Source organism: Nonomuraea mesophila, from assembly GCF_004352805.1.
GTDB lineage: Bacteria > Actinomycetota > Actinomycetes > Streptosporangiales > Streptosporangiaceae > Nonomuraea > Nonomuraea longispora.
In genome coordinates this window covers 30,484-51,818 of sequence record NZ_SMLD01000040.1, presented here as the reverse complement: position 1 = coordinate 51,818, position 21,335 = coordinate 30,484, and the positions used below count along the sequence as shown (strand labels likewise).

The 21,335-nt window shown below is 68.6% G+C and carries 22 protein-coding genes; 14 read left to right on the top strand and 8 right to left on the bottom strand.

All coding sequences use genetic code 11. From position 1 onward, the window contains the following. Positions 1-155: 155 nt before the first annotated feature. Genes murJ through E1295_RS17710 form a run of 3 tightly spaced genes read right to left on the bottom strand, consistent with a single transcriptional unit; the run spans position 156 to position 4,434 of the window. On the bottom strand, positions 156-1,763 hold the full coding sequence (gene murJ, locus E1295_RS17720) for a murein biosynthesis integral membrane protein MurJ (protein ID WP_166427274.1): 1,608 nt from the start codon (positions 1,761-1,763) through the stop codon (positions 156-158). Next, positions 1,760-3,859 (bottom strand): DUF6049 family protein, encoded by a 2,100-nt coding sequence (locus E1295_RS17715; protein WP_132631410.1) that lies wholly within the window; start codon positions 3,857-3,859, stop codon positions 1,760-1,762. Before E1295_RS17715 ends, murJ begins: the two co-directional genes overlap by 4 nt. Before the next feature lie 50 nt (positions 3,860-3,909). Then, a complete protein-coding gene (locus E1295_RS17710; protein ID WP_132631409.1) occupies positions 3,910-4,434 on the bottom strand; it encodes an aminoacyl-tRNA deacylase in 525 nt (174 codons plus the stop codon). 80 nt (positions 4,435-4,514) lie between these two features. On the opposite strand from E1295_RS17710, the gene E1295_RS17705 reads away from it, so the two are divergent. Next, positions 4,515-5,978, top strand: coding sequence for a CCA tRNA nucleotidyltransferase (locus tag E1295_RS17705; RefSeq protein ID WP_132631408.1), 1,464 nt, complete (start codon positions 4,515-4,517; stop codon positions 5,976-5,978). Here E1295_RS17705 and E1295_RS17700 read toward each other — a convergent pair. Next, a complete protein-coding gene (locus tag E1295_RS17700; RefSeq protein WP_132631407.1) occupies positions 5,958-7,247 on the bottom strand; it encodes an MFS transporter in 1,290 nt (429 codons plus the stop codon). The genes E1295_RS17705 and E1295_RS17700 overlap by 21 nt on opposite strands. Positions 7,248-7,352: 105 nt before the next feature. On the opposite strand from E1295_RS17700, the gene idi reads away from it, so the two are divergent. After that, on the top strand, positions 7,353-7,937 hold the full coding sequence (gene idi, locus E1295_RS17695) for an isopentenyl-diphosphate Delta-isomerase (RefSeq protein ID WP_132631406.1): 585 nt from the start codon (positions 7,353-7,355) through the stop codon (positions 7,935-7,937). Between the two features lie 51 nt (positions 7,938-7,988). On the opposite strand, the gene E1295_RS17690 is transcribed toward idi, so the two are convergent. Together E1295_RS17690 and E1295_RS17685 are read right to left on the bottom strand one after the other, a co-directional pair. Then, positions 7,989-9,068: an inositol-3-phosphate synthase gene (locus E1295_RS17690; RefSeq protein ID WP_132631405.1), complete on the bottom strand. Its 1,080-nt coding sequence runs from the start codon at positions 9,066-9,068 to the stop codon at positions 7,989-7,991. 13 nt (positions 9,069-9,081) lie between these two features. Next, the gene (locus E1295_RS17685; protein WP_132631404.1) at positions 9,082-9,666 is read right to left on the bottom strand and encodes a PadR family transcriptional regulator; all 585 of its coding nucleotides are present in this window, start codon (positions 9,664-9,666) and stop codon (positions 9,082-9,084) included. 47 nt (positions 9,667-9,713) lie between these two features. Here E1295_RS17685 and E1295_RS17680 point away from each other — a divergent pair, with 47 nt between their 5' ends. The 4 genes from E1295_RS17680 (at position 9,714) to E1295_RS17665 (ending at position 15,271) form a co-directional block, all read left to right on the top strand. After that, on the top strand, positions 9,714-10,187 hold the full coding sequence (locus tag E1295_RS17680) for a DUF5318 family protein (protein ID WP_342775887.1): 474 nt from the start codon (positions 9,714-9,716) through the stop codon (positions 10,185-10,187). A 232-nt stretch (positions 10,188-10,419) separates the two neighbouring features. Further along, positions 10,420-12,891, top strand: a complete 2,472-nt coding sequence (locus E1295_RS17675; RefSeq protein ID WP_166427273.1) for a transglycosylase domain-containing protein — start codon at positions 10,420-10,422, stop codon at positions 12,889-12,891. Further along, on the top strand, positions 12,888-14,210 hold the full coding sequence (locus E1295_RS17670; RefSeq protein WP_132631402.1) for a glycosyltransferase family 87 protein: 1,323 nt from the start codon (positions 12,888-12,890) through the stop codon (positions 14,208-14,210). Before E1295_RS17675 ends, E1295_RS17670 begins: the two co-directional genes overlap by 4 nt. Next, a complete protein-coding gene (locus E1295_RS17665) occupies positions 14,207-15,271 on the top strand; it encodes a mannosyltransferase family protein (protein ID WP_132631401.1) in 1,065 nt (354 codons plus the stop codon). Before E1295_RS17670 ends, E1295_RS17665 begins: the two co-directional genes overlap by 4 nt. 64 nt (positions 15,272-15,335) lie before the next feature. Here E1295_RS17665 and E1295_RS17660 read toward each other — a convergent pair whose 3' ends face one another. Next, positions 15,336-16,079 (bottom strand): deoxyribonuclease IV, encoded by a 744-nt coding sequence (locus tag E1295_RS17660; RefSeq protein WP_181958005.1) that lies wholly within the window; start codon positions 16,077-16,079, stop codon positions 15,336-15,338. Positions 16,080-16,195: 116 nt separating this feature from the next. Here E1295_RS17660 and E1295_RS17655 point away from each other — a divergent pair, with 116 nt between their 5' ends. Next, positions 16,196-16,375, top strand: coding sequence for a hypothetical protein (locus E1295_RS17655; protein WP_132631400.1), 180 nt, complete (start codon positions 16,196-16,198; stop codon positions 16,373-16,375). A gap of 15 nt (positions 16,376-16,390) precedes the next feature. On the opposite strand, the gene E1295_RS17650 is transcribed toward E1295_RS17655, so the two are convergent. Next, on the bottom strand, positions 16,391-16,708 hold the full coding sequence (locus tag E1295_RS17650; protein ID WP_246080109.1) for a hypothetical protein: 318 nt from the start codon (positions 16,706-16,708) through the stop codon (positions 16,391-16,393). Positions 16,709-16,898: 190 nt separating this feature from the next. Here E1295_RS17650 and rpsF point away from each other — a divergent pair, with 190 nt between their 5' ends. The 7 genes from rpsF (at position 16,899) to E1295_RS17615 (ending at position 21,332) form a co-directional block, all read left to right on the top strand. Beyond that, complete coding sequence (rpsF, locus tag E1295_RS17645) at positions 16,899-17,189, top strand: 30S ribosomal protein S6 (RefSeq protein WP_132631399.1); 291 nt, start codon at positions 16,899-16,901, stop codon at positions 17,187-17,189. Positions 17,190-17,278: 89 nt separating this feature from the next. After that, the gene (locus tag E1295_RS17640) at positions 17,279-17,824 is read left to right on the top strand and encodes a single-stranded DNA-binding protein (protein ID WP_132631398.1); all 546 of its coding nucleotides are present in this window, start codon (positions 17,279-17,281) and stop codon (positions 17,822-17,824) included. A gap of 72 nt (positions 17,825-17,896) precedes the next feature. Continuing rightward, the gene (gene rpsR / locus E1295_RS17635; RefSeq protein WP_020543048.1) at positions 17,897-18,133 is read left to right on the top strand and encodes a 30S ribosomal protein S18; all 237 of its coding nucleotides are present in this window, start codon (positions 17,897-17,899) and stop codon (positions 18,131-18,133) included. Between the two features lie 14 nt (positions 18,134-18,147). Then, a complete protein-coding gene (gene rplI, locus E1295_RS17630; protein ID WP_132631397.1) occupies positions 18,148-18,594 on the top strand; it encodes a 50S ribosomal protein L9 in 447 nt (148 codons plus the stop codon). 305 nt (positions 18,595-18,899) lie between these two features. After that, on the top strand, positions 18,900-19,745 hold the full coding sequence (locus tag E1295_RS17625; protein ID WP_132631396.1) for an ABC transporter substrate-binding protein: 846 nt from the start codon (positions 18,900-18,902) through the stop codon (positions 19,743-19,745). A gap of 7 nt (positions 19,746-19,752) precedes the next feature. Further along, entirely contained in the window at positions 19,753-20,592 is an 840-nt protein-coding gene (locus E1295_RS17620; protein WP_132631395.1) for an amino acid ABC transporter permease, read from the top strand. Then, entirely contained in the window at positions 20,589-21,332 is a 744-nt protein-coding gene (locus E1295_RS17615) for an amino acid ABC transporter ATP-binding protein (RefSeq protein ID WP_132631394.1), read from the top strand. Before E1295_RS17620 ends, E1295_RS17615 begins: the two co-directional genes overlap by 4 nt. The last annotated feature ends 3 nt before the right edge of the window (positions 21,333-21,335 follow it).

Genomic DNA, 21,335 nt, shown 5'->3' with positions numbered 1-21,335 from the left:
GCTGCGCCGATCGGGCGTTCTCATGACTCGACTCACCTGCGTGGTCGTGTACCACGAAGGCACGCTATGCCGGGTGGATCCGCCCACGCCCCTCCTGCTCTCATTCGCGCGTGTCGGGCTCCATGGTAGTGCCGAGTAGATAACGCCCGCGTTCTTTACCGACCTACCCGCCCCGCGACCATCCCAACGATGGAGTTGACCTCTGGGATGCGCATTCTGTGCGCAACGCCGAGATAGAGGAGCAATCCAAGACCGCCTCCGACGGCCAGGACGATCAGCGAGTTGACGAACCCTAGCCCGTCGAAGACCCCCGTGACCACCCATACCGCCCCGAGGGCCAGCACGGCGGTGGGCAGCGCCGCGAGGTACATCCTGGTCAGCGCCATGCCGATGCTCCATCCGCCCAGCCCCTGGACCCGCCGGCCGGCCAGCCACCAGGCGGTCAGGGCGCCCAGCGCGTACGCGACCGCGTACGCCAGAGCCAGCCCCATCACGGCGTAACGCGGCGGCAGCAGCGTGAAGAACAGCAACATGAGCAGGGCGTTGACCGCGGTCGTGCCCGCGCCGACGAACACCGGCGTGCGGGTGTCGCCGAAGCTGTAGAAGACCCGCAGCAGCAGCTGGAAGAGCGCGAACGGCACCAGCGCCAGCCCGTAGACCTGCAGCACGTTGCCGATGTAGACGGCGTCGGCGACGCTGTTGGCGCCGTGGCCGTAGATCGGCACGGTGATCGCCGGGCCGAGCACCATGAGCAGCAGCGACACGGGCACCATCAGCGAGCAGACGAGGCGGACGCTCGACCCGAACTCGGAGCGTACGTCGTCGAACCGCCCGTCACTGACGGCCCTGCTCATGCGCGGCAGCATGGCCGTGATCACCGAGACGCCGATGACGCCGTAGGGCAGCTGGAAGAGCTGGAACGCCAGGGTGTACGGGCTGATGCCGTGCCCCTCCACCAAGGAGCCCGCCGCGCTGGCCAGGTTGGTCGTCAGCACGAAGCCGAGCTGGGTGACGACGGTGTAGCCGATCGTCCAGACGCCGGCCTTGGCCATCTCGCCCAGCCGGGCGTTACGCAGGTCGAGGCGGGGGCGGAAGGAGAACCCGGCCCGCTTGAGCGCCACGATCAGCACGGACGCCTGGGCCACGATGCCGGCCGTGGTGCCGAGGCCCAGCAGGACGAGCTCACCGTCGGTGACCTTGGCGATGTCGCCGCCGGCGGTGCTGACCAGGGCGAAGAGAAGGAACGCGAAGATGACGACGAGGTTGTTGAGTACGGGCGCCCACATGGGGGCGGCGAAGCGGTCGCGGGTGTTGAGGATGGCGCCCGCCACCGCGCCCGTGCCGAAGAAGGCCAGCTGCGGCAGGATGAACCGGGCCAGCATGACCGCGACCTCGAACTCCCTGCTGTCCCGGTCCCACACCGTGTAGAGGTCGATGAGCAGCGGCGCGGCGAAGGCGGCGGCGACCGCGATGACGGCCAGCGCCAGCGTGGCGAGCGTCAGCAGCCGCTGCTCGTAGGCCCGCCCGCCGTCGGCGTCGCGCTGCTGCGCCCGCACGATCATCGGCACCACGACGCTGCTCAGCACGCCCAGCAGCAGCAGGTCGAGGATGCTGTACGGGATCGCGTAAGCCGCGTTGTAGGCGTCGCCGAGCAGAGCCGTGCCGATGGCGTACGCCAGCACCATGGTCCTGACGAAACCCGTCACCCTGGACACCATCGTGCCCGCCGCCATGATGGCGCTGGCCTTCAGCACGCGGCTCATGCAGTGCTCACCTCCCGGTTCTTGGCGGCCCGGGCGAGCTTACGTTCTGACCGTCGGCGCAGCACCCGCGTCACCACGGCGGCGAGCATAACGGTGAGAGCGGCTCCGACGATCACCGAGGCGATGCCGGTGTAGCCGGTGGTGCGGATGGTCAGCCGCACCGGCTCGCCGTACGCCTTGCCGTCGACGGTCCTGACCTGCACGGTGACCGTGGCGTCGCCGTTGCCGGTGGCGTTCATCGGCACCTGCACCGTGCCGCTCTGGCCGACGCCGATGGTCAGCTGCTCCTTCTGCTCTTTCACCTGCAGCAGCTTGCGGTTGTTGGACTTCACGTCGACGTAGAGGGTGATCTGGGTGCCCGTGGAGTTCTTCACGCTGATGGGCACCACGCCGTTGCTGCCGGCCAGCGATTTGCGCGGGCGGTCGGAGCCGGCGCCGGTGATCGTGACCTTGCCCAGGCGGTCATCGACCGCCGCGCTCACCTGCTTGGTCAGCGCGCGGCCCGTCCGCGGGCTGGCGCGCCAGGCCGAGGAGGACAGCCTGAGCACGGCCGCGTCGAAGCTGGACTGCGTCTTCGTCGTGGTGATCTCGGCGGTCAGCTGCGCCTGCTCCCAGGTCTCCTTGACCCGCTTGAGATATTTGCCGCTCAGCTCGTCCTTGCGGTCGGCGTCGGAGTAGGTCAGCCCGGCGCGCGGCACCGAGGCCTTGCTCGGCTTGATCGACTCCAGCGTGGTCATCTGCAGCCACGGCAGCCGGCCCGCGGTCTTGAGCAGGGCGGAGACGAGCGCCGGGTTGGGGTCCCAGCGCCTTGACGGGGCGACGACCAGAGACCTGGGCGAGGTCTGGCCCTGCTCGGCCGAGATCATCGCGGTCTCGGCGATGAAACGCTGCGTGCTGAGCAGCACGCTCGTGGCGCCCTCGGGCTCGAACAGGGCGCTCAGCTGGGGATCGGCGACGAGCGCGGTGACGGGGCCGTTGACCGAGTCGAGGGTCGAGGCGGCGTCGGGCGTGAACGTGACGGGCGGTTGCGGGGGCAGGTTGCCGGGGTCGAGCAGCACCCGGTCGACCTTGGCGTCGGCGACCGAGAGCAGGTCGAGAGCGTCCGGGTCGAGCCGGCCTGACGGAGGCCAGTTGACGTTGGTCTTCACCTCGCGGCCCAGCAGTTCCCCGGCCCTCTGCCAGGCCAGCTGGATGGCCCTGTTGGGCAGGACGTCGAGGCCGCGGTGGGCCATCCCGGCCACGTCGGGGTCGGCGTAGGGGACCGCCACCACGGGCGAGGAGGCCAGCGAGGTGCGCATGTTCGTCAGCCACGCGCCGGCCGCGGCGCTGGCCGGCTTGCTCTCTTCGCCGTCCTTCGTCTTGACCGTGTAGCCGCTCTTCATCACGTCGAGGTCGTCGAGCAGCCCGGGCTCGAAGAACCAGGTCACGGTCTTGGGCGCGACCTGCGCGATGCGCGCCAGGTCGGCCAGGCGGCCCCGGCCGGCGACCGACTGGCTCAGCTTGTCGTCCACGAACGTGGATCCGTCGGTCGCCCGGTGCGGCTGGTCGATGACGGGCAGGGCGACGGCCAGCTTGTTGCGCGGCGGCTTGGGGACGGCAGGCGGCGCGTAGGTGAGGAACGTGCGCTGCGCGAAGATCGGCACGCCGTACTGGGCCACGTCGATGGCGATCGGATAGACCCCGAACGAGCGGTAGCCGAGCTGCACCGGCGTCGCGGTGAACTCCCAGCGGGTCTCCTCGCCGGCGGCGAGCGGCGGGATGTCCATCGCCGAGACGGACGAGACGTTGGCCGGGAGCGTCGTGGTGTTCTGGTCGCGCGCGTAGGCGTCCATGGACGCCCTGTCGGTGACCCGCTGCGGCGTGTAGCGCAGGCGTACGCGCATGGCCGGTCTGGGAGCGCCCGTGTCGTTACGGACCGTGCCGGTGAACTTGATCTCGTCGCTCTGCGAGGTGGGCACGTCAGGGCTGATCGAGGCGATCGACACGGTGACGGTCTGCCTGATCGCACTGGTGGCAGCCGTGCTCGGCGTCGCCGCCACCATGGGGGCGAGCAACGCGGCGGAGAGCACGGCGAGCAGCGTGGCCTTACGGATCACGCGAATGCCCGAGCTGGAGTACGACGACGCACGCCCGCAATGGTACGGGTTCAGTGCCGTCGCGCGACCGCCCCACGTGCTCCCCGCAGGCGTGTGCCCCTCAGGTCGGCCAGCTTGCCCGGCAGAAGTTCCAGCAGGTCGCGGGCGCGCAAGGAGAGCGCGGTGTGGCGTTCGCCGATGGCCATGAACACCGGTCCCTCGTCCACGCGCAGCCGGTCGTCGATGAACACGGGCAGCGACTGCGGCAGCAGCAGCGGGCACACCAGCCCGTCGGCGTAGTCGGTGGCCGCGTTGACCACGTGGGAGGGGGCGTGGCGCACCTGGCGCGCGCCGAGCAGGGCGCCGACGGCCCCGGGCCTGGGCGGCAGGGCGACGGGGGAGGTCACCGCGACGACGGCCTCGCGGCCGACCCTGGTGGCCACTTCGAGCACCGTGACCATCAGGCACCTCTCGGGCGCCGCGCAGACCATGTCCGGGAGTTCCCGCGCGGATGTCATGGGACGCGGAAGGCGTACGATCTCATGATGGACCTGGTGTGTGAGGAGCCAGCGGTGGATCGCGAGGGCGTCCTTCATATAGTCCTCCTTGCCTCGTTCCATGGCCCCCGACGGTCCCTTGACCGAAGGTAACCCGGACCTGGTGTGGCTCGGGGGATATGTTCCGGAAGGACCCACTGCGTTTGTCCGACTCAACTCTGACCGAAAGCCAGCGGCAGGCCATGCACGACCTGTTCCGCAAGATCGCGCCGGCGGCCGACGAGCTCGGCCGTCTGTTCGCCGCGCACGGCCACGAGCTCGCCCTGGTCGGCGGGCCCGTGCGTGACCTCCTCCTCGGCCGCATCGGCAACGACCTCGACCTGACGACCGACGCCCGCCCCGAGCGGGTGCTGGAGATCGTCAAGGACTGGGCCGACTCCGTGTGGACGATCGGCATCGACTTCGGCACCGTCGGCCTGCGCAAGGGCGGCTCGCTCATCGAGGTCACGACCTACCGCAGCGAGTCGTACGACCCGAAGTCGCGCAAACCCGACGTCATGTACGGCGAGACGCTGGAGGCCGACCTGGAGCGGCGCGACTTCGCGGTCAACGCGATGGCGGTGCGGCTGCCGGGGCACGAGTTCGCCGACCCCTACGGCGGGCTGCGCGACCTGCGGGCCAGGCTGCTGCGCACACCGGGGCCTCCCGAACGTTCCTTCGGCGACGATCCGCTGCGCATGTTGCGGGCGGCCAGGTTCGCCTCGCAGCTCGGGTTCACGGTGGACGACGACGCCCTCGCGGCGATGTCGGCGATGGCCGAGCGCATCCAGATCGTCTCGGCCGAGCGCATCCGTGACGAGCTCGACAAGCTCGTCTGCGGTGCCCACCCGCGCGAGGGGCTGCGGCTGCTGGTGCAGACGGGGCTGGCGGCGTACGTGCTGCCCGAGCTGCCCAAGCTGCGCCTCGAGATCGACGAGCACCACCGGCACAAGGACGTCTACGAGCACACGCTGACGGTGCTCGACCAGGCCATCGCGCAGGAGGAGGACGGCAAGCCCGACAAGATCCTGCGCTGGGCGGCGCTCATGCACGACGTCGGCAAGCCGAAGACGCGCCGCCACGAGCCGGGCGGCCGGGTGTCGTTCCACCACCACGAGGTGGTCGGCGCCCAGATGACCAAGAAGCGCATGACCGAGCTGAAGTTCCCCAAAGACGTCGTGTCCGACGTCTCCCGGCTGGTCGAGCTGCACCTGCGCTTCCACGGCTACGGCACGGGGGAGTGGACCGACAGCGCCGTGCGCCGCTACGTGCGCGACGCCGGCCATCTGCTCGACCGGCTGCACAAGCTGACCAGGGCCGACTGCACGACCCGCAACAAGCGCAAGGCGGCTGCGCTGTCGCGGACCTACGACCACCTGGAGGAGCGCATCGCCAGGCTGGCCGAGGAGGAGGAACTGGCCAAGATCCGCCCCGAGCTCGACGGCAACGAGATCCAGCGGGTGCTCGGGGTCGGGCCGGGGCCGGTCGTGGGGCGGGCGTACAAGTTCCTGCTCGAGCTCAGGCTCGACAAGGGCATGATCGGCAAGGAGGCGGCCACGGAGGCGCTGCTGGAGTGGGCCAGGTCAAACGACCTCGGCGCGTGACGCGGTGGTGGTGATCATCCGGTAGACGAGCGCCGCCGCCGGATAGCCGACCGAGATGATCACCACGGCGACGTACGACTTGCCGTCGGGCGGCAGGATCACCGCCGACAGGGCGGCAGCGAGCACGTACATGCCGTTGAAGAGCATGTCGTAGATGGAGAACGCGCGGCCCCTGTAGATGTCCTCGACGTCGCGCTGGACCGTCGTGTCGGCACAGATCTTGACGCTCTGCCCTGCCACGCCCAACACGAAGCCCGCGACCGGCAGCCCCCACTCCTGGAACGGCAGCACGAGCGCCGCCGTCAGCACGCCCGCGCTCGCCATCGCGATCTGCACCCACCGTTCGATCCCGAACCACTCGGTCGTGTACGGGGTGATGACCACGGCGAGGGCCGTGCCGATGCCGGCGCCGACCACGACGAGGCTGACCCCGCGCAGCGCGGTCTCGGCGTCACCGTCGGCGAAGTAGTAGCGGTAGAGGATGATGCCGAGCGCGGTGGACATGCCGAACAGGAACCGGTGCGTGGCCATCGCGCCCATCGTCGCGGCGGCCACCCGGTGGCGCACCAGGTGCCTGGCGCCGTCGGCGAGACCGGTGACGACGTTGCGCAGGGCCTGGCGGGCCTGCGGCTGGTCGGGGTCGGACCACGGGCCGAGCAACCGGCGGTCCATGGTCCGCGCCACGAGTGCGCTCAGCGTGAACACCACGCCCGACGTCGCCAGCAGCAGCGCCACGCCGAAGTCGCCGCCGCCGAAGATCTCCCGCAGCAGGAATCCCAGACCGGCGCCGACGAACGTGGCCACCGTCCCGGAGGTGGGGGTGACGGCGTTGGCGGCGATCAGCCGCTCGGGCGGGACGACGTGCGGCAGCGAGGCGCCGAGCGCGGCCAGGAAGAACCGGTTGACGCCGAGCACCAGCAGCGCCGCGCCGTAGAACAGCGGATCGGGCACGTCGGCGATGACCAGCCCGGCCGCCACGAGCAGCAGCGCCCCGCGGACGAAGGGCGCGACCACCAGGATCTGCCGCCGCGACCAGCGGTCGATGAACACGCCGACGAACGGCCCGAGCACGCTGTACGGCAGCAGCAGCACGGCCAGCCCCGCCGCCACCTCGAGCGCGGTCGTCTGGTTCTCGGGGCTGAAGAAGGCGAAACCCGTCACGCCGAACTGGAAGATCCCGTCGGAGAACTGGGAGACCAGACGGGTCGCGAACAGGCGCCGGAAATCTCTGCCCCGCAGGACCACGCGGAGATCGGCGACGAATGACACGCCGTCAGCCTAGCCCCGTACCCGTCGTGCGGGACGCGCGGATGCCGGTCCAGCAGGTGAACCCTGGCTTCCCTGCCGCACACATGATCACGTACGCTTCGAAGCGTGACGACTGACGAACTCGTTGTGCTGGTCGATCGCAGTGGCCACCCGCTCGGCACCGCGCCGAAGATGTCGGTGCACTGCCACGACACTCCTCTTCATCTGGCCTTCTCCAGTTATGTCTTCGACCGGGAAGGCCGCGTACTGCTCACCAGGAGGGCCGACCACAAGCTCACCTGGCCGGGTGTCTGGACCAACAGCTGCTGCGGCCACCCGCTGCCGGGCGAGTCGCTCGACAGCGCGGTCATGCGCCGGCTCTCCTACGAGCTGGGGCTGAAGGCCGAGCGCACCGACCTGATGCTGCCCGCCTTCTCCTACCGCGCCGTCATGCCCAACGGCATCGTCGAGCACGAGCTCTGCCCGGTCTTCCGGGTCACGGTCGACGCGCCGGCCGTGCCCAACCCCGACGAGGTGGGGGAGACGTCGTGGATGCCGTGGAAGGAGTTCGCCGAGGGCGTGCTCAACGGCCTGCTGGCGATCTCGCCGTGGTGCAGGGAGCAGGTGCCGCAGCTGGCGAGGCTCGGCGCCGACCCGCTCACCTGGCGTTCGGCCCCGGCCGACGAGCTGCCTCCCGCCGCCCGGCTGTGAATCGGGCGCAGGGCGCCGCGCGGGTGCGGCGCCCTGGGCGAGATGCGGTGGTCAGCGTTCGACTTCGCCGCGGATGAACTTCTCGACGTATTCGCGGGCCTGGTCGTCGGAGTACTGCTCGGGCGGGGACTTCATGAAGTAGGAGGAGGCCGACAGGATGGGTCCGGCGATGCCGCGGTCGAGGGCGATCTTGGCGGCGCGGACGGCGTCGATGATGATGCCGGCGGAGTTGGGTGAGTCCCACACCTCGAGTTTGTATTCGAGGTTGAGTGGGGTGTCGCCGAAGGAGCGGCCTTCGAGGCGGACGTAGGCCCATTTGCGGTCGTCGAGCCAGGGCACGTGGTCGGAGGGGCCGATGTGCACGTCGCTCTTGCCCATCTCGCGGGGGATCTGGGAGGTGACCGACTGGGTTTTGGAGATCTTCTTGGACTGCAGGCGCTTGCGCTCCAGCATGTTCATGAAGTCCATGTTGCCGCCGAAGTTGAGCTGGTAGGTGCGCAGGAGTTCGACGCCGCGGTCTTCGAAGAGTTTGGCCATGACGCGGTGGGTGATGGTGGCGCCGACCTGGGATTTGATGTCGTCGCCGACGATGGGGACGCCGGCGTCGGTGAATTTGGCGGCCCAGGCGGGGTCGGAGGCGATGAAGACGGGCAGGGCGTTGACGAAGGCGACGCCGGCGTCGATGGCGCACTGGGCGTAGAAGCGGTCGGCGTCCTCGGAGCCGACGGGCAGGTAGGAGACCAGGACGTCGACCTGGTTGTCGCGCAGGACCTGGACGACGTCGACGGGTGTTTCGTCGGATTCGTCGATGATGTCTTGGTAGAACTCGCCGAGGCCGTCGTGGGTGGGTCCGCGTTGCACGGTCACGCCGGTGGGCGGCACGTCGGTGATCTTGATGGTGTTGTTCTCGCTGGCGACGATGGCCTCGGACAGGTCACGGCCGACTTTCTTGGCGTCAACGTCGAAGGCCGCGACGAACTCGACGTCGCCGACGTGGTAATCGCCGAACTTCACGTGCATCAGGCCCGGGACCCGTGTGTCCGGGTCGGCGTCCTTGTAATAGTGAACACCCTGGACCAGCGACGACGCGCAGTTGCCGACACCGACAATGGCCACGCGAACCGAACCCATCGCACTCGCTCCCTTACTCATCAGTTGACGTGGTGTCTCTGCCGGGCTCTTCCGAGGCCCGGCGCTCCGTTGCGATCAGCTCGTTGAGCCAGCGCACCTCGCGCTCGACCGACTCGAGCCCGTGACGCTGCAGCTCGAGCGTGTAGCTGTCGAGGCGTTCCCTGGTGCGCGCCAGCGCCGTGCGCACCGCGTCGAGCCGCTCTTCCAGCCGGCTGCGGCGGCCTTCGAGAATGCGCAGCCGCACCTCGGCCTCGGTGTGCCGGAAGAACGCGAAATGCACACCGAAGCTCTCGTCCTCCCATGCGGATGGACCGGCCTGGGTGAGCATGTCCTGCAGGCGTTCCTTGCCTTCGGCGGTCAGCTTGTAGACGATCTTCGACCGGCCGCCGACGATCGTGGCGGGAGCGGGCTGCTCCTCCGCGATGAGGCCTCGAGCGAGAAGTGATCGCAAACAGGGGTACAGCGATCCGTAGGAGAACGCACGGAACATCCCCAGCAGGGCGTTGAGCCGTTTGCGCAGCTCATAGCCGTGCAGCGGCGTCTCGTGCAGCGACCCGAGCACGGCCAGCTCCAAGACCCTGCCCTGTCCGCCGGCCATGGGAACCGCCCCCCTCTCGCGTCGATGTATCGAGCCGATACATCCCGATGATACGTCGTGGCGCTATATCGCTGCAATCTACGATTCCGCGGAGTCGTTGGGATGGACACTCAAAACGCCGTAGTCTGACGCTCATGTGGTCACAGCGAAGGGTGGTGGATTACGGTCTCGCGAAGAGAGCCGCAGTTCGCTCCCTGCATTCCGGGCGAGCTTCGCGCGGTGACGTCTGTGACGCACAGCCCTACCTCCTTCGCGCGGCCCGCCACTTCGGCGAGCCGACCGAACGTCTCTGCCCGGTCTGCGAAAGGGAGAACGTCACCAATGTGACTTATGTCTACGGTGAGTGCCTCGGGCGCCATGCCGGCCAGGCAAAAGTCACATCAGAGCTCATCACCATGGCTCATGATTACGATGAGTTCCGGGTGTACGTTGTCGAGGTCTGCCAAGGTTGTTCCTGGAACCACTTGACGGTTTCGTACGTACTCGGGAACGGACCGCCTGACCTCGTCGGCCAAGCGTGAAGACCGAGGGCGGCGAGGAGCCTCACGCCCAACCGCCGTTTCAGTTCCGACGACGTTGCGAGGACGTGTGAGTAACAGCATGAATGAGGGGTCGGCGCGCCAAGGAAGGCGCCGTCGCTCCAGCTCATCCCGTTCTGTGCCCCAGGGTTCCTCTCGCCGGACCGGCGGATCCGGCTGGGGTGAGGAGCCGGAGTCCCGACGTCCCGAAGCGGCGTACGAGCAGACCGGGGCCATGGCCGCACAGCCGTACGACGAACCTCCGAGACGCGCCGACCCGCCGCGTGAGCGTGGCGACCAGCCGCCGCCGCGCTCCCGATCCCGCACGGAGTCGCGCACGCTCGGTAACCAGGAGACGATGGTCAGCGACGCGCCGCGGCGCTCGCGCAGAAGAGGTCAGGGCGGGCCGCCAGGCCCTCCGGAGCCACCCGTCAAGAAGGGCGGCGGCGGTGACGGTGGCGGTGGCCGCCGTGGCTGGCGCAGGTTCGTGCCGAGCTGGAAGGTCGTCGTCGCGGGCATCGTGGTGTTCGCGGCGGGCATGTTCGGCATGATCATGGTGGCGTACGCCAACGTGCCGGTGCCGACGACCGTGCAGGCCGAGGCGACCGCGCAGCAGAGCACCATCTACTACAACGACGGCAAGACCGAGATCGCCAGGCTCGGCATGCCGCGCGAGAGCGTCAAGATCAACGAGATGGCCGACAGCGTCAAGGACGCCGCGATCGCCATCGAGAACGACACGTTCTACGAGGACTCCGGCATCTCCTTCTCCGGCATGGCGCGTTCGGTGTGGATGACCGCGACCGGGCAGCAGCTCCAGGGCGCCTCGACCATCACCCAGCAGATGGCCCGCGGTTACTACGACGGCCTCAGCCAGGAAGTGTCCATCGAACGTAAGATCAAGGAGATCTTCGTCGCGGTCAAGCTCGACGACCAGCTGACCAAGGACCAGATCCTGGAAAACTACCTCAACACCGTCAACTTCGGCCGTGCGTACGGCGTGGAGGCCGCGGCGCGGGCCTACTTCGGCAAGAAGATGACCGCCGCGAAGTTGTCTCCCGAGCAAGGCGCCTACCTCGCCGCGCGGATCCAGCAGCCGGCCTGGGAGCCCGACGCCGACGCGCTGAAATACCGGTTCAACCAGACCGTCAAGAAGATGGCCGAGCTCTGGCCCGAGAAATACGGCCAGCTCCAGCAGACGGCGAAGTTCCCCAAGACGAGGAAGAGCACCACCAGCAACTCCCTGGGCGGTGACCGGGGCTACATGGTCAAGCAGGTGCTCGACGAGCTGGAGGGGCGCGGGCTGACCCGCGACGCGGTCGAGAGCGGCGGCTACAAGATCGTCTCCACCTTCGACAGGAAACTGATGAAGGCCGCCCGGCAGGCGATGAAGACCACGATGCAGGGCATGTCGAAGGAGTTCCACGGCGGCCTGGCCGCGGTCAACCCGAAGAACGGCCGCGTCCTCGCCTTCTACGGCGGCGACAACTACGTCAACGACCCGTGGAACGAAGCCTTCGAGTCGAAGAAGCAGGCCGCGTCGGCGTTCAAGCCGTACGTGCTGGCCGCCTGGCTGCAGGCCGGCTACTCGCTCAGCAGCTACGTGCCGGGCAACGAGACCGTGCCGAAGGAGCTGCCCGGCCAGCAGAAGGGCGGCATCACCAACAGCCACAACGTCGGCAGGGCCGTCGACGTGGTCAAGGCGACCGCCCAGTCGGTCAACACCGCCTTCGTCTCCATGGCGTACGCGCTGCCCAACCAGCTCGACGACGTGAAGAACCTCGTCGTGGCCGCCGGGTTCAACGAGAAAGCCATGACAGCCGACATCAAGGAGCACCACTACCAGTTCGCCATCGGCAGCGCCCCGGTCACGCCGGTCGAGCAGGCCGCCGGCTACTCCATCTTCGCCAACGCCGGGAAATACACCCGCTACCACGTCGTGCAGAAGGTCGAGCAGAACGGCCAGGTCGCCTACCCCGAGCAGCAGGTGTCCAAGTCGGTCATCGACCCCGGCGTGGCCGCCGACTCCACCGTCGCGATGGCGGCGGTGCTGCGCAACGGCACCGCGGCGGGCAAGGGCCTGGGCAACCGGCCGGCCGCCGGCAAGACCGGCACCAACAACGACGAGAACGGTGCCTGGTTCGTCGGCTACACGCCGCAGATCTCCACCGCCGTCGGGTTCTACCGCGAGCAGTGCAGGACGAAGAGCGGCAAGGTCGTCCCGCCGCTCCACTCCAACTGCCCCATCACGCCCAAGGGCAAGGCGAGCAAGAAGTACGACCTCAACAACCCGTACACCAGGCCGTACGAAGTGTCCCTGGGCTTCGAGGGCGCGGGCCCGCCCACGATCGCCTGGCAGAGGTTCATGCTGGCCGCGCACGAGGGCAAGCCCGTCGAGCAGTTCCCCGAGAAGGCGGAGATCGGCACGCAGGAGAACATCGTGCCGAGCCCGACGCCCACGCCGACGAAGACGCCGGACAACCCGTTCGACGAAGAGAACCCGTTCGACGACGAGACCGGCGACGACCCCGACTGCCTCATCGGCTGTGACGGCGACACCGGCGACGAGCCCACCACCGACGACCCGCCGCCCGCCGACGACGGGTTCCCCGAGGTCGACGACCCGAACGTCGCGGGCGGCGAGACCGGGACCGACACGCGAGCCGGAGGGCCTGGGCCGGTCAACGGCAGGCAAGAGAACCAATGACGAGCACGGAGGTGCGCGCGCCGCTGGCGGCGCGCGCCATTCCGTTCCTTCCCCTGGGGGTGTTCGCGGCCCTGGGGGCGTCCCTCGCGTACGTCGTGCGGCTGCCGTGCCGCACGGGCGGCTGGAACGACCAGATCTCGACGTACACCAACTTCTGCTACACCGACATCTACCCGCTCTACTTCGACAGGCAGCTGGCCACCGAGAACCCCTACTTCGCCGCGGTGCCGTTCGACAAGCAGGTCGAATACCCGGTGGTGCTGGGCGAGGTCATGCAGGTGTTCAGCTGGATCGCCCGGTGGCTGGAGCCCGACCAGGTCGCGCAGGCCGTCAGGTTCTACGACCTGACGGTCATCCTGCTCGGCCTGTCCCTCGTGGCCGGCGTGCTGCTGATGGCCGCGGTGGCCGGGCCCACGCGGCGGTGGGACGCCCTCTGGTACGCCGTCGCGCCCGCCGTGGTGCTGGCCGCGTACATCAACTGGGACCTCATCGCCGGCGCGTTGTCCATGGGCATGCTGCTGGCGTGGGCGCGCAAGCGGCAGGTGCTGGCCGGGGTGCTGCTCGGGCTGGCGATCGCCACGAAGTTCTATCCGCTGATGTTCGTGGGCGCGTTGTTCCTGCTCACCTGGCGTACGGCGCGATGGCGGCCGTTCCTGGTCACCATGGCCTCGGCCGTCGGCGCGTGGCTCGTGGTCAACCTGCCGTTCATGGTCTTCGCGTGGGACGGCTGGCGCCGCTTCTACGTCTTCTCCCAGGAGCGCGGCGTCGACTGGGGCTCGCCGTGGTTGTTCTTCCAGAACAAGGGCTGGCCGGTCCTGGGTGAGGCCGACGTGAGCACGCTCGGCATGGCGTCGCTGGCCGTCCTGTGCTTCGGCATCGCCGTGCTCACGCTGGCCGCGCCGCGCAGGCCGAGGCTCGCGCAGATCTGCTTCCTGGCGCTGGCCGCGTTCATGATGACGAACAAGGTGTGGTCGCCGCAGTTCGTGCTCTGGCTGGTGCCGTTCGCCGTGCTGGCCAGGCCCAACTGGAAGCCGCTGGCGCTGTGGCAGCTCGCCGAGGTGTGGTATTTCGTCGCCATCTGGCTCTACCTGCTCGCGCAGCCGCCGCTCAGCAGGGACGACCTGGGCATCGGCGACGACACCTACTTCACCGCCGTCTGGGGGCGGGTCATCACGATCGGCATCATGATGGCGTTCGTGGTGCGTGACATCCTGCGCCCCGGCAAGGACGTGGTGCGGCAAGACGGGATCGACGATCAGGCGGGCGGCGTGTTCGCCGACGCGCGTGACCGCTTCACCCTGGCCTCCATCACGCGATGATCACGCGCTCGTCCGGCCGGGACGCGCTGCTGCTCTGGTGCGGCTCGCGGGCGGGGCTGCTGCTCGCGACCGTGCTCGGCGTGGCGCTGGGCGAATATCTGGATAAGTGGCGCAAGTGGGATGCCACGCTGTTCATCACGATCGCTCAGTACGGCTACGACGGCGAGCCAGGCAAGCCGGTGGACGAGGGCCTGCCCGCCTTCTTCCCCGGCCTGCCCGCGGCGCTGCGCATGGCCTACCTGGTCATACCCGACTGGGCGGCGGCCGGGCTGCTGGTCTCGCTGGCCGCCGGGGCGGTCGCCATGATGGCGCTGGCCCGGCTGACCGAGTTCGAGGGCGCCTCCGGCTGGATGGCGGTGCTGGCGCTGCTGCTCTTCCCGATGGCGGTGTTCCTGGCCGCGGGCTACAGCGAGTCGCTCTTCCTGGCCTTCGCCATCCCCGCGTGGCTGGCCGCCAGGCAGGGGCGCTGGCCGGCGGCGGTGCTGCTGGCCGCGGGTGCCTCCTGCGTGCGGATCACCGGGTTGTTCCTGGCGGTCGCGCTCATCGTGGAGTTCGGTGTGAGGAGGGAGTCGCCGCGCCGGGCCGGGTGGCTGGTGGTGCCGTTCGTGCCGCTGGTGGCGTACTCGTCGTACCACTACAGCAGGACGGGCGACTGGCTGACCTGGAAGCACGCCCAGGAGGCCGGCTGGGGGCGCGACTTCGTGTGGCCGTGGGAGGCGTGGCAGACGACCTGGCAATCCGCGATGGGCGCCGACGACTTCGCGGTGGCCTTCAGGATGGAGATCGTGGGGGCCGTGCTGGCCCTCGCCGCGCTGGTCTGGCTGGCCGTACTGCGCCGGTGGAGCGAGCTCGTCTACACCGGGGCCCAGGCGGCGGCGCTGATGACGTCGGCGTACTACCTGTCGATCCCGCGCTCGCTCCTGCTGTGGTTCCCGGTGTGGGTGCTGGTCGCCAAGGTCATGACCAGGAAGGCGTGGGTGCTGGCGCTCTATGCCCTGATCTCGGGACCGCTCATGCTGGTCAACACCGCCCGCTTCCTCGACGGCGCGTGGGCGGGGTAGATCTCTCTACCCCCTTTCCTTCCTCGGTAATCCAGGGAAGTTATCCACAGGCTGTGTGTATTCGTTAGAGGTTCTTCCTCAGGAAGGCAATGTCGTCGGCCTGGCCCTCGGCCGGCGTCTCCACCACGACCGGCGCACCGGCCGCCCGGCAGACCGCCAGGATCAGCTCCGGGTCGATCGTCCCCTTGCCCAGATTGGCGTGGCGGTCGGCGCCCGAGCCGAAGGCGTCGCGGGAGTCGTTGCAGTGCACCAGGTCGATCCGGCCGGTGATGGCCTTGACCCGGTCGACCAGGTCGACCAGCTCTTCGCCTCCGGCGTGCGCGTGGCAGGTGTCGAGGCAGAAACCCACGTCGAACCCGTCGAGCGCGTCCCACAGCCGGGCGATGCGCTCCAGCGTGCGCGCCATCGCGTTGCCGCCGCCCGCGGTGTTCTCGATCAGCACGGGGATGGGGCACTCCATGCGCTCGAACACCTTGCGCCAGTTGTCGAACCCGGTCTGCGGGTCGTCGTCCTTGCCGACGTGGCCGCCGTGCACGATCAGGCCCTTGGCGCCGAGGCCGGCGGCCGCCGTCAGGTGCTGCTGCAGCAGCTTGCGGCTCGGGATCCTGATGCGGTTGTTCGTGGTGGCCACGTTGACCAGGTAGGGGGCGTGGATGTAGATGTCGACGCCCTCCACAGGCCGGGCGGGCAGCACGGGCTTCTTGTAGCCCTGGGGATCGCCGAGGAAGAACTGCACCACCTCGGCCCCCACCTCCTCGGCGTGAGCGGCCGGGTCGTCCTGGTCGACGTGAGCTCCGATGCGCACCATGTCACCGAGCTTATCCGTTTGGCCGGGGCACACCGGGGAAGTCGCCAGGCACCCCCGACCCCGATCGCCGGGCCCTCCGACCCCATCGCCGGGCACCCCCGACCCGAGGAGAAACCATGAGCCGCTGGCGCTTACGAGCGCTGATCGTCCTGATCTACGTGGTCATCGGCATCTACGTCGCGTGGGTCCACGACTACATCACCCCAGGACTCCTCAGGGACCTCGCCGAGGCGCTGCTCTCCGTCTTCCTCTGGTTCCTGGTGCTGCTCGGGATAGACCTGCACATCAGCGGATGAGCTCGTACGGGTGCATCACGGATGCGGGAGGAAACCGCCGTGCGCGATGCCCAGGGCGGCGCCGATGAACGCCCCCACGAGCCCGACGACGTTGAGCGTGCGCTGCGGCGTGGTCACCGAGATGTACTGAGAGTAGAGACCGACGCCGAACCCCAGCGTTCCGACCCAGGACGCGATCATGTGCGCGGAAGCCCAGAACGTCGCGACGAACGCCACCACACCGCACACCAGCGTGACGACCGCCAGCGTGTTCTCCAGCGGGTGCGAACGTCCGTCGGTGTTGAGCGTGAGACGGAACCGCTCCTGTTCGGAGGGCTGAAGCACGTGCGGCACAACCACCACCCCCTCGGTTTCCTAAAGGCTTTCCCACCTTGTCGAGGCTGGTAACCTGGGCACGCTGCGTTGTGATGGATGATTCATCGTCCCCGAGCGCCGAAAGGGGCGCCAGGGCTCAGACGTCAGCGTCCTCCTGTCACGACAGAGTGTCGTGACCGCAAGAGTCCAGAGGAGGTTGGAGTCCCGCATGCGTCGTTACGAAGTAATGGTCATTCTGGACCCTTCGCTCGATGAGCGCACCGTCGCGCCGTCCCTCGACCAGTTCCTCACCGTGGTCCGCAACGACGGCGGCACCGTGGAGAAGGTCGACGTCTGGGGCCGTCGCCGTCTCGCCTACGACATCGACAAGAAGTCCGAAGGCATCTACGCCGTCATCGACCTGTCCGCGGAGCCCGGGACGGTCAAGGAGCTCGACCGGCAGATGAACCTCAACGAGGGCATCCTCCGTACCAAGGTCCTGCGTCCGGACGTGCACTGAGCAAGCTCGTTGCCCGGCATTCTGTCGGGCGGCGGCCGTAGTCTGAGCCGAAACCCAAGCGAAGGCGTGCAGGAAGGCGAGCGCTAGCCATGGCAGCAGGCGACACCGTAATCACCCTTGTCGGCAACCTTGTCGACGACCCGGAGCTGCGCTTCACCCCCACGGGGCAAGCGGTGGCTCGATTCCGCATCGCATCCACTCCGCGGTATATGGACCGCCAGACCAACGAGTGGAAGGACGGCGAGAGCCTCTTCCTGACCTGCAACGTGTGGCGGCAGGCGGCGGAGAACGCCGCCGAGAGCCTCCAGCGCGGCATGCGGGTCATCGTTCAGGGGCGGCTCAAGCAGCGGTCCTACGAGACCAAGGAAGGCGAGAAGCGCACGGTCTACGAGGTCGAGGTCGACGAGGTCGGCCCGTCCCTGCGCAACGCCACCGCCAAGGTCAACCGCACCTCCCGCCAGGGTGGTGGCGGCGGCGGCTTCGGCGGCCCGGCCGACGACCCGTGGGCCTCCGCGACGCCCGCCCCGCCCCAGGGCGGCGGTGGTGGCGGCTTCGGCGGCGGCGGAGGCGGCCAGCAGGGCGGCGGCGGCTTCGGCGGCGGCGGCAACGACTTCAGCGACGAACCGCCTTTCTAACCCGTGAAGATCCGCGCAAGCGGATGACTGTCCATTCCCGCCCTGGTGCGGGGCTCTGAGAGGAGCACCACGATGGCCAAGCCGGCACTGCGCAAGCCCAAGAAGAAGGTTTGCCTGTTCTGCCACGACAAGATCTCCTACGTCGACTACAAGGACACGGCACTGCTGCGGAAGTTCATCTCCGACCGCGGCAAGATCCGTGCCCGCCGGGTGACGGGCAACTGCACCCAGCACCAGCGCGACGTGGCGACCGCTATCAAGAACGCCCGTGAGGTGGCCCTGCTGCCTTACACGAGCACGGCGCGCTAAGGAGGCATGTCGATATGAAGCTCATCCTCACCAACGAGGTCTCCGGCCTCGGCACCCCTGGCGACGTCGTCGAGGTGAAGGACGGCTACGGCCGCAACTACCTCATCCCGCGCGGCTACGCCATGCGCTGGACGCGCGGCGCCGAGAAGCAGATCGAGACCATCAGGAAGGCCCGCGACGCTCGCGAGATCCGCGACCTCGGCACCGCCAAGGAGGTCGCCGGCCAGCTCGGCGCCCTGCGCGTGCGCCTGGCCACCCGCGCCGGCGAGTCCGGCCGCCTGTTCGGCTCGATCACCACGGGCGACATCGCCGACGCCGTCAAGGCCGCCGGTGGCCCGATCGTCGACCGCCGCCGCATCGAGATCGTCAACCCGATCAAGAGCGTCGGCTCCCACAAGGTCACCGTCAAGCTGCACCCTGAGGTGTCCGCTGCGATCGACGTCGAGGTCGTCGCAGGCTGACCTGCCCCGAAAAGCCCCCGCCTCGTGCGGGGGCTTTTCTCTTCTTCGACGGTTCGTGCGTGGTGCTGTTCCATCTGTTACGCGCTGCCGTGGCCCGCCACCCGCCGCACTTCGGCTCAGGGCCCTCCAGGAAACGGCCTCTGACCCTTCACCGGCCGAGCGCCGTAACGCGAGCCCCACGCGGGCCGTCGCCGTGGACACAACGTTGCCCATGGTCCAGAGGGGTGGTGGGGAAGGGGGCGGGGTTCATGGAGCAGCGTAGAATGCCCTCGTTTATCTGGCACGTTCCCCCTGGAGGCTAGGCCATGGCCCGTCCCCTCATGCTGCTCGCACTCGCGGTGGCGGTCGTTGGCTGCGCACCCGTTGACGACACGGCGGCCGCCCCGACCACGTCCACCGCCTGCGTCAAGGAGCAGCTCCAACTCGTCACCCCCGGCAAGCTGACCGTGGGCACCGACAAGCCGGCCTACGAGCCGTGGTTCAAGGACGACGACCCGAGCAACGGTCAGGGGTTCGAGAGCGCGGTGGCGTTCGCCGTGGCGGGGGAGCTCGGCTTCGACCGCACCGAGGTGCAGTGGAACACGGTCAAGTTCGACTCGGCGTACGCGCCGGGCAAGAAGCAGTTCGACTTCGACATCAACCAGGTGTCCATCACGCCTGACCGGGCCAAGGCGGTCGACTTCAGCAAGGGCTACTACACGGTCAAGCAGGCCGTGGTGGCGGTCGACGGGGGCAAGGTGGCGCAGGCGAAGAGCCTGGCCGAGCTGAAGGACGCGAAGATCGGCGTACAGGTGGGGACGACCTCGCTCGACGCGGTCAAGAGCGTCATCCAGCCCGGCAAGGACCCCAACGTCTACAACGAGCAGGTGGACGCCGTGAACGCGCTGAAGAACAAGCAGGTGGACGCGATCGTCGTCGATCTGCCGACGGCGTTCTACGTGACGGCCGCGCAGGTGGAGAACGCCAAGATCGTGGGCCAGTTCGCCTCGACGGGTGGCACGCCGGAGGAGTTCGGGCTGGTCATGGAGAAGGGCAGCGCGCTCAAGTCCTGCGTGGACAAGGCCGTGGACACGCTGAAGTCGAAGGGCGAGCTGGCCAGGATCGAGCAGGAGTGGCTCGGTTCTGCGGCGGGCGCGCCCGAGCTGAAGTGATGCCGCGGTGAGCGAGTGGGTCAAGTCGGAGCGGCAGGTCGAGCGCGAGCGGCTGCGCAGGTCGCGCAGCCGCCGCACGGCCTCCATCGCGACCGCTTCGACGTTCGTCTTCGTCGTCATGGTCGTGTGGATCGTGACGAGCTCGCCGGGCTGGCCGCGGGTGCGGGAGACGTTCTTCGACTTCGGCGAGTTCCGCAAGGCGCTGCCCGACGTGCTGGACGGGTTCCTGCTCAACATCAAGATGTTCCTGATCGCCGAGCCGCTGATCCTCGTCGTGGGGCTGCTGGTCGCGCTGGCGAGGGGCGTGAGAACGCCGGCGTTCTTCCCGATCCGGGTGCTGGCCACGCTCTACACCGACATCTTCCGCGGCGTGCCGACGATTCTGGTGATCTACCTGGTGGGGTTCGGGCTGCCGGCCCTCCGGTTGCAGGGCATTCCCACCGACCTGGCCACGCTCGGCATCATCGCGCTGACCCTCTCCTACGGCGCGTACGTGGCGGAGGTGTTCCGCTCGGGCATCGAGTCGATCCATCCCAGCCAGGTGGCCGCGGCCCGCTCGCTCGGGCTGAGCCACGGCAAGACCATGCGGTTCGTGGTGGTGCCGCAGGCGACCCGCAGGGTGGTGCCGCCGCTGCTGAACGACTTCGTCTCGCTGCAGAAGGACACGGCGCTGGTGGCGACCATCGGGCCGCTGGAGGCGCTGCGGCAGGCGCAGATCCACGCGGCCAGCACGTTCAACTTCACGCCCTACCTCGCCGCCGCGCTGCTGTTCATCCTGCTGACCATCCCCATGGCCAGGTTCACCGACCATCTGGCCGCACGTACGCGCAGGAGGCGTGGCGCATGAGCGTCCTCTCGATCGACGGGGTGTGGAAATTCTTCGGCGGGCACGCCGTGCTGCGCGGCATCGACCTGGACGTGCGACCGCACGAGGTGGTGACCCTGATCGGCGCGTCGGGTTCGGGCAAGTCCACGCTGCTGCGCTGCGTCAACCTGCTGGAGACCGTGGACGACGGCACGATCCACCTCGACGGCGACGAGATCACCGATCCGCGCGTGAACGTCGACGAGGTGCGTACGCGGCTGGGCATCGTGTTCCAGGCGTTCAACCTGTTCCCGCACATGACCGTGCTCGACAACGTCACGCTGGCGCCCCGGCAGGTGCACCGGGTGGCCAGGGAGCAGGCGGAGGAGCAGGCGCACGACCTGCTGGCCAGGTTCGGGCTGGCGGACAAGGTGCGGGCCTACCCCGACCAGCTCTCCGGCGGCCAGCAGCAACGGGTCGCGATCATCAGGGCGCTGGCCACCCAGCCGCGGCTGATGCTGCTGGACGAGGTCACCTCGGCGCTCGACCCCCAACTGGTGGTGGAGGTGCTGGGCATCATCAGGGAGCTCAAGGACGCGGGCATGACGATGATCCTCACCACCCACGAGATGGGCATCTGCCGCGAGATCTCGGACACGGTGTGCTTCCTCGACGAAGGTGTGCTGCTGGAGAAGGGCCCGCCCGAGAAGATCTTCAGCGAGCCGGAGAACGCGCGTACCCGGGAGTTCCTGCGCAGCGTGCTGGATTCGGGACGGTTCTGAGGA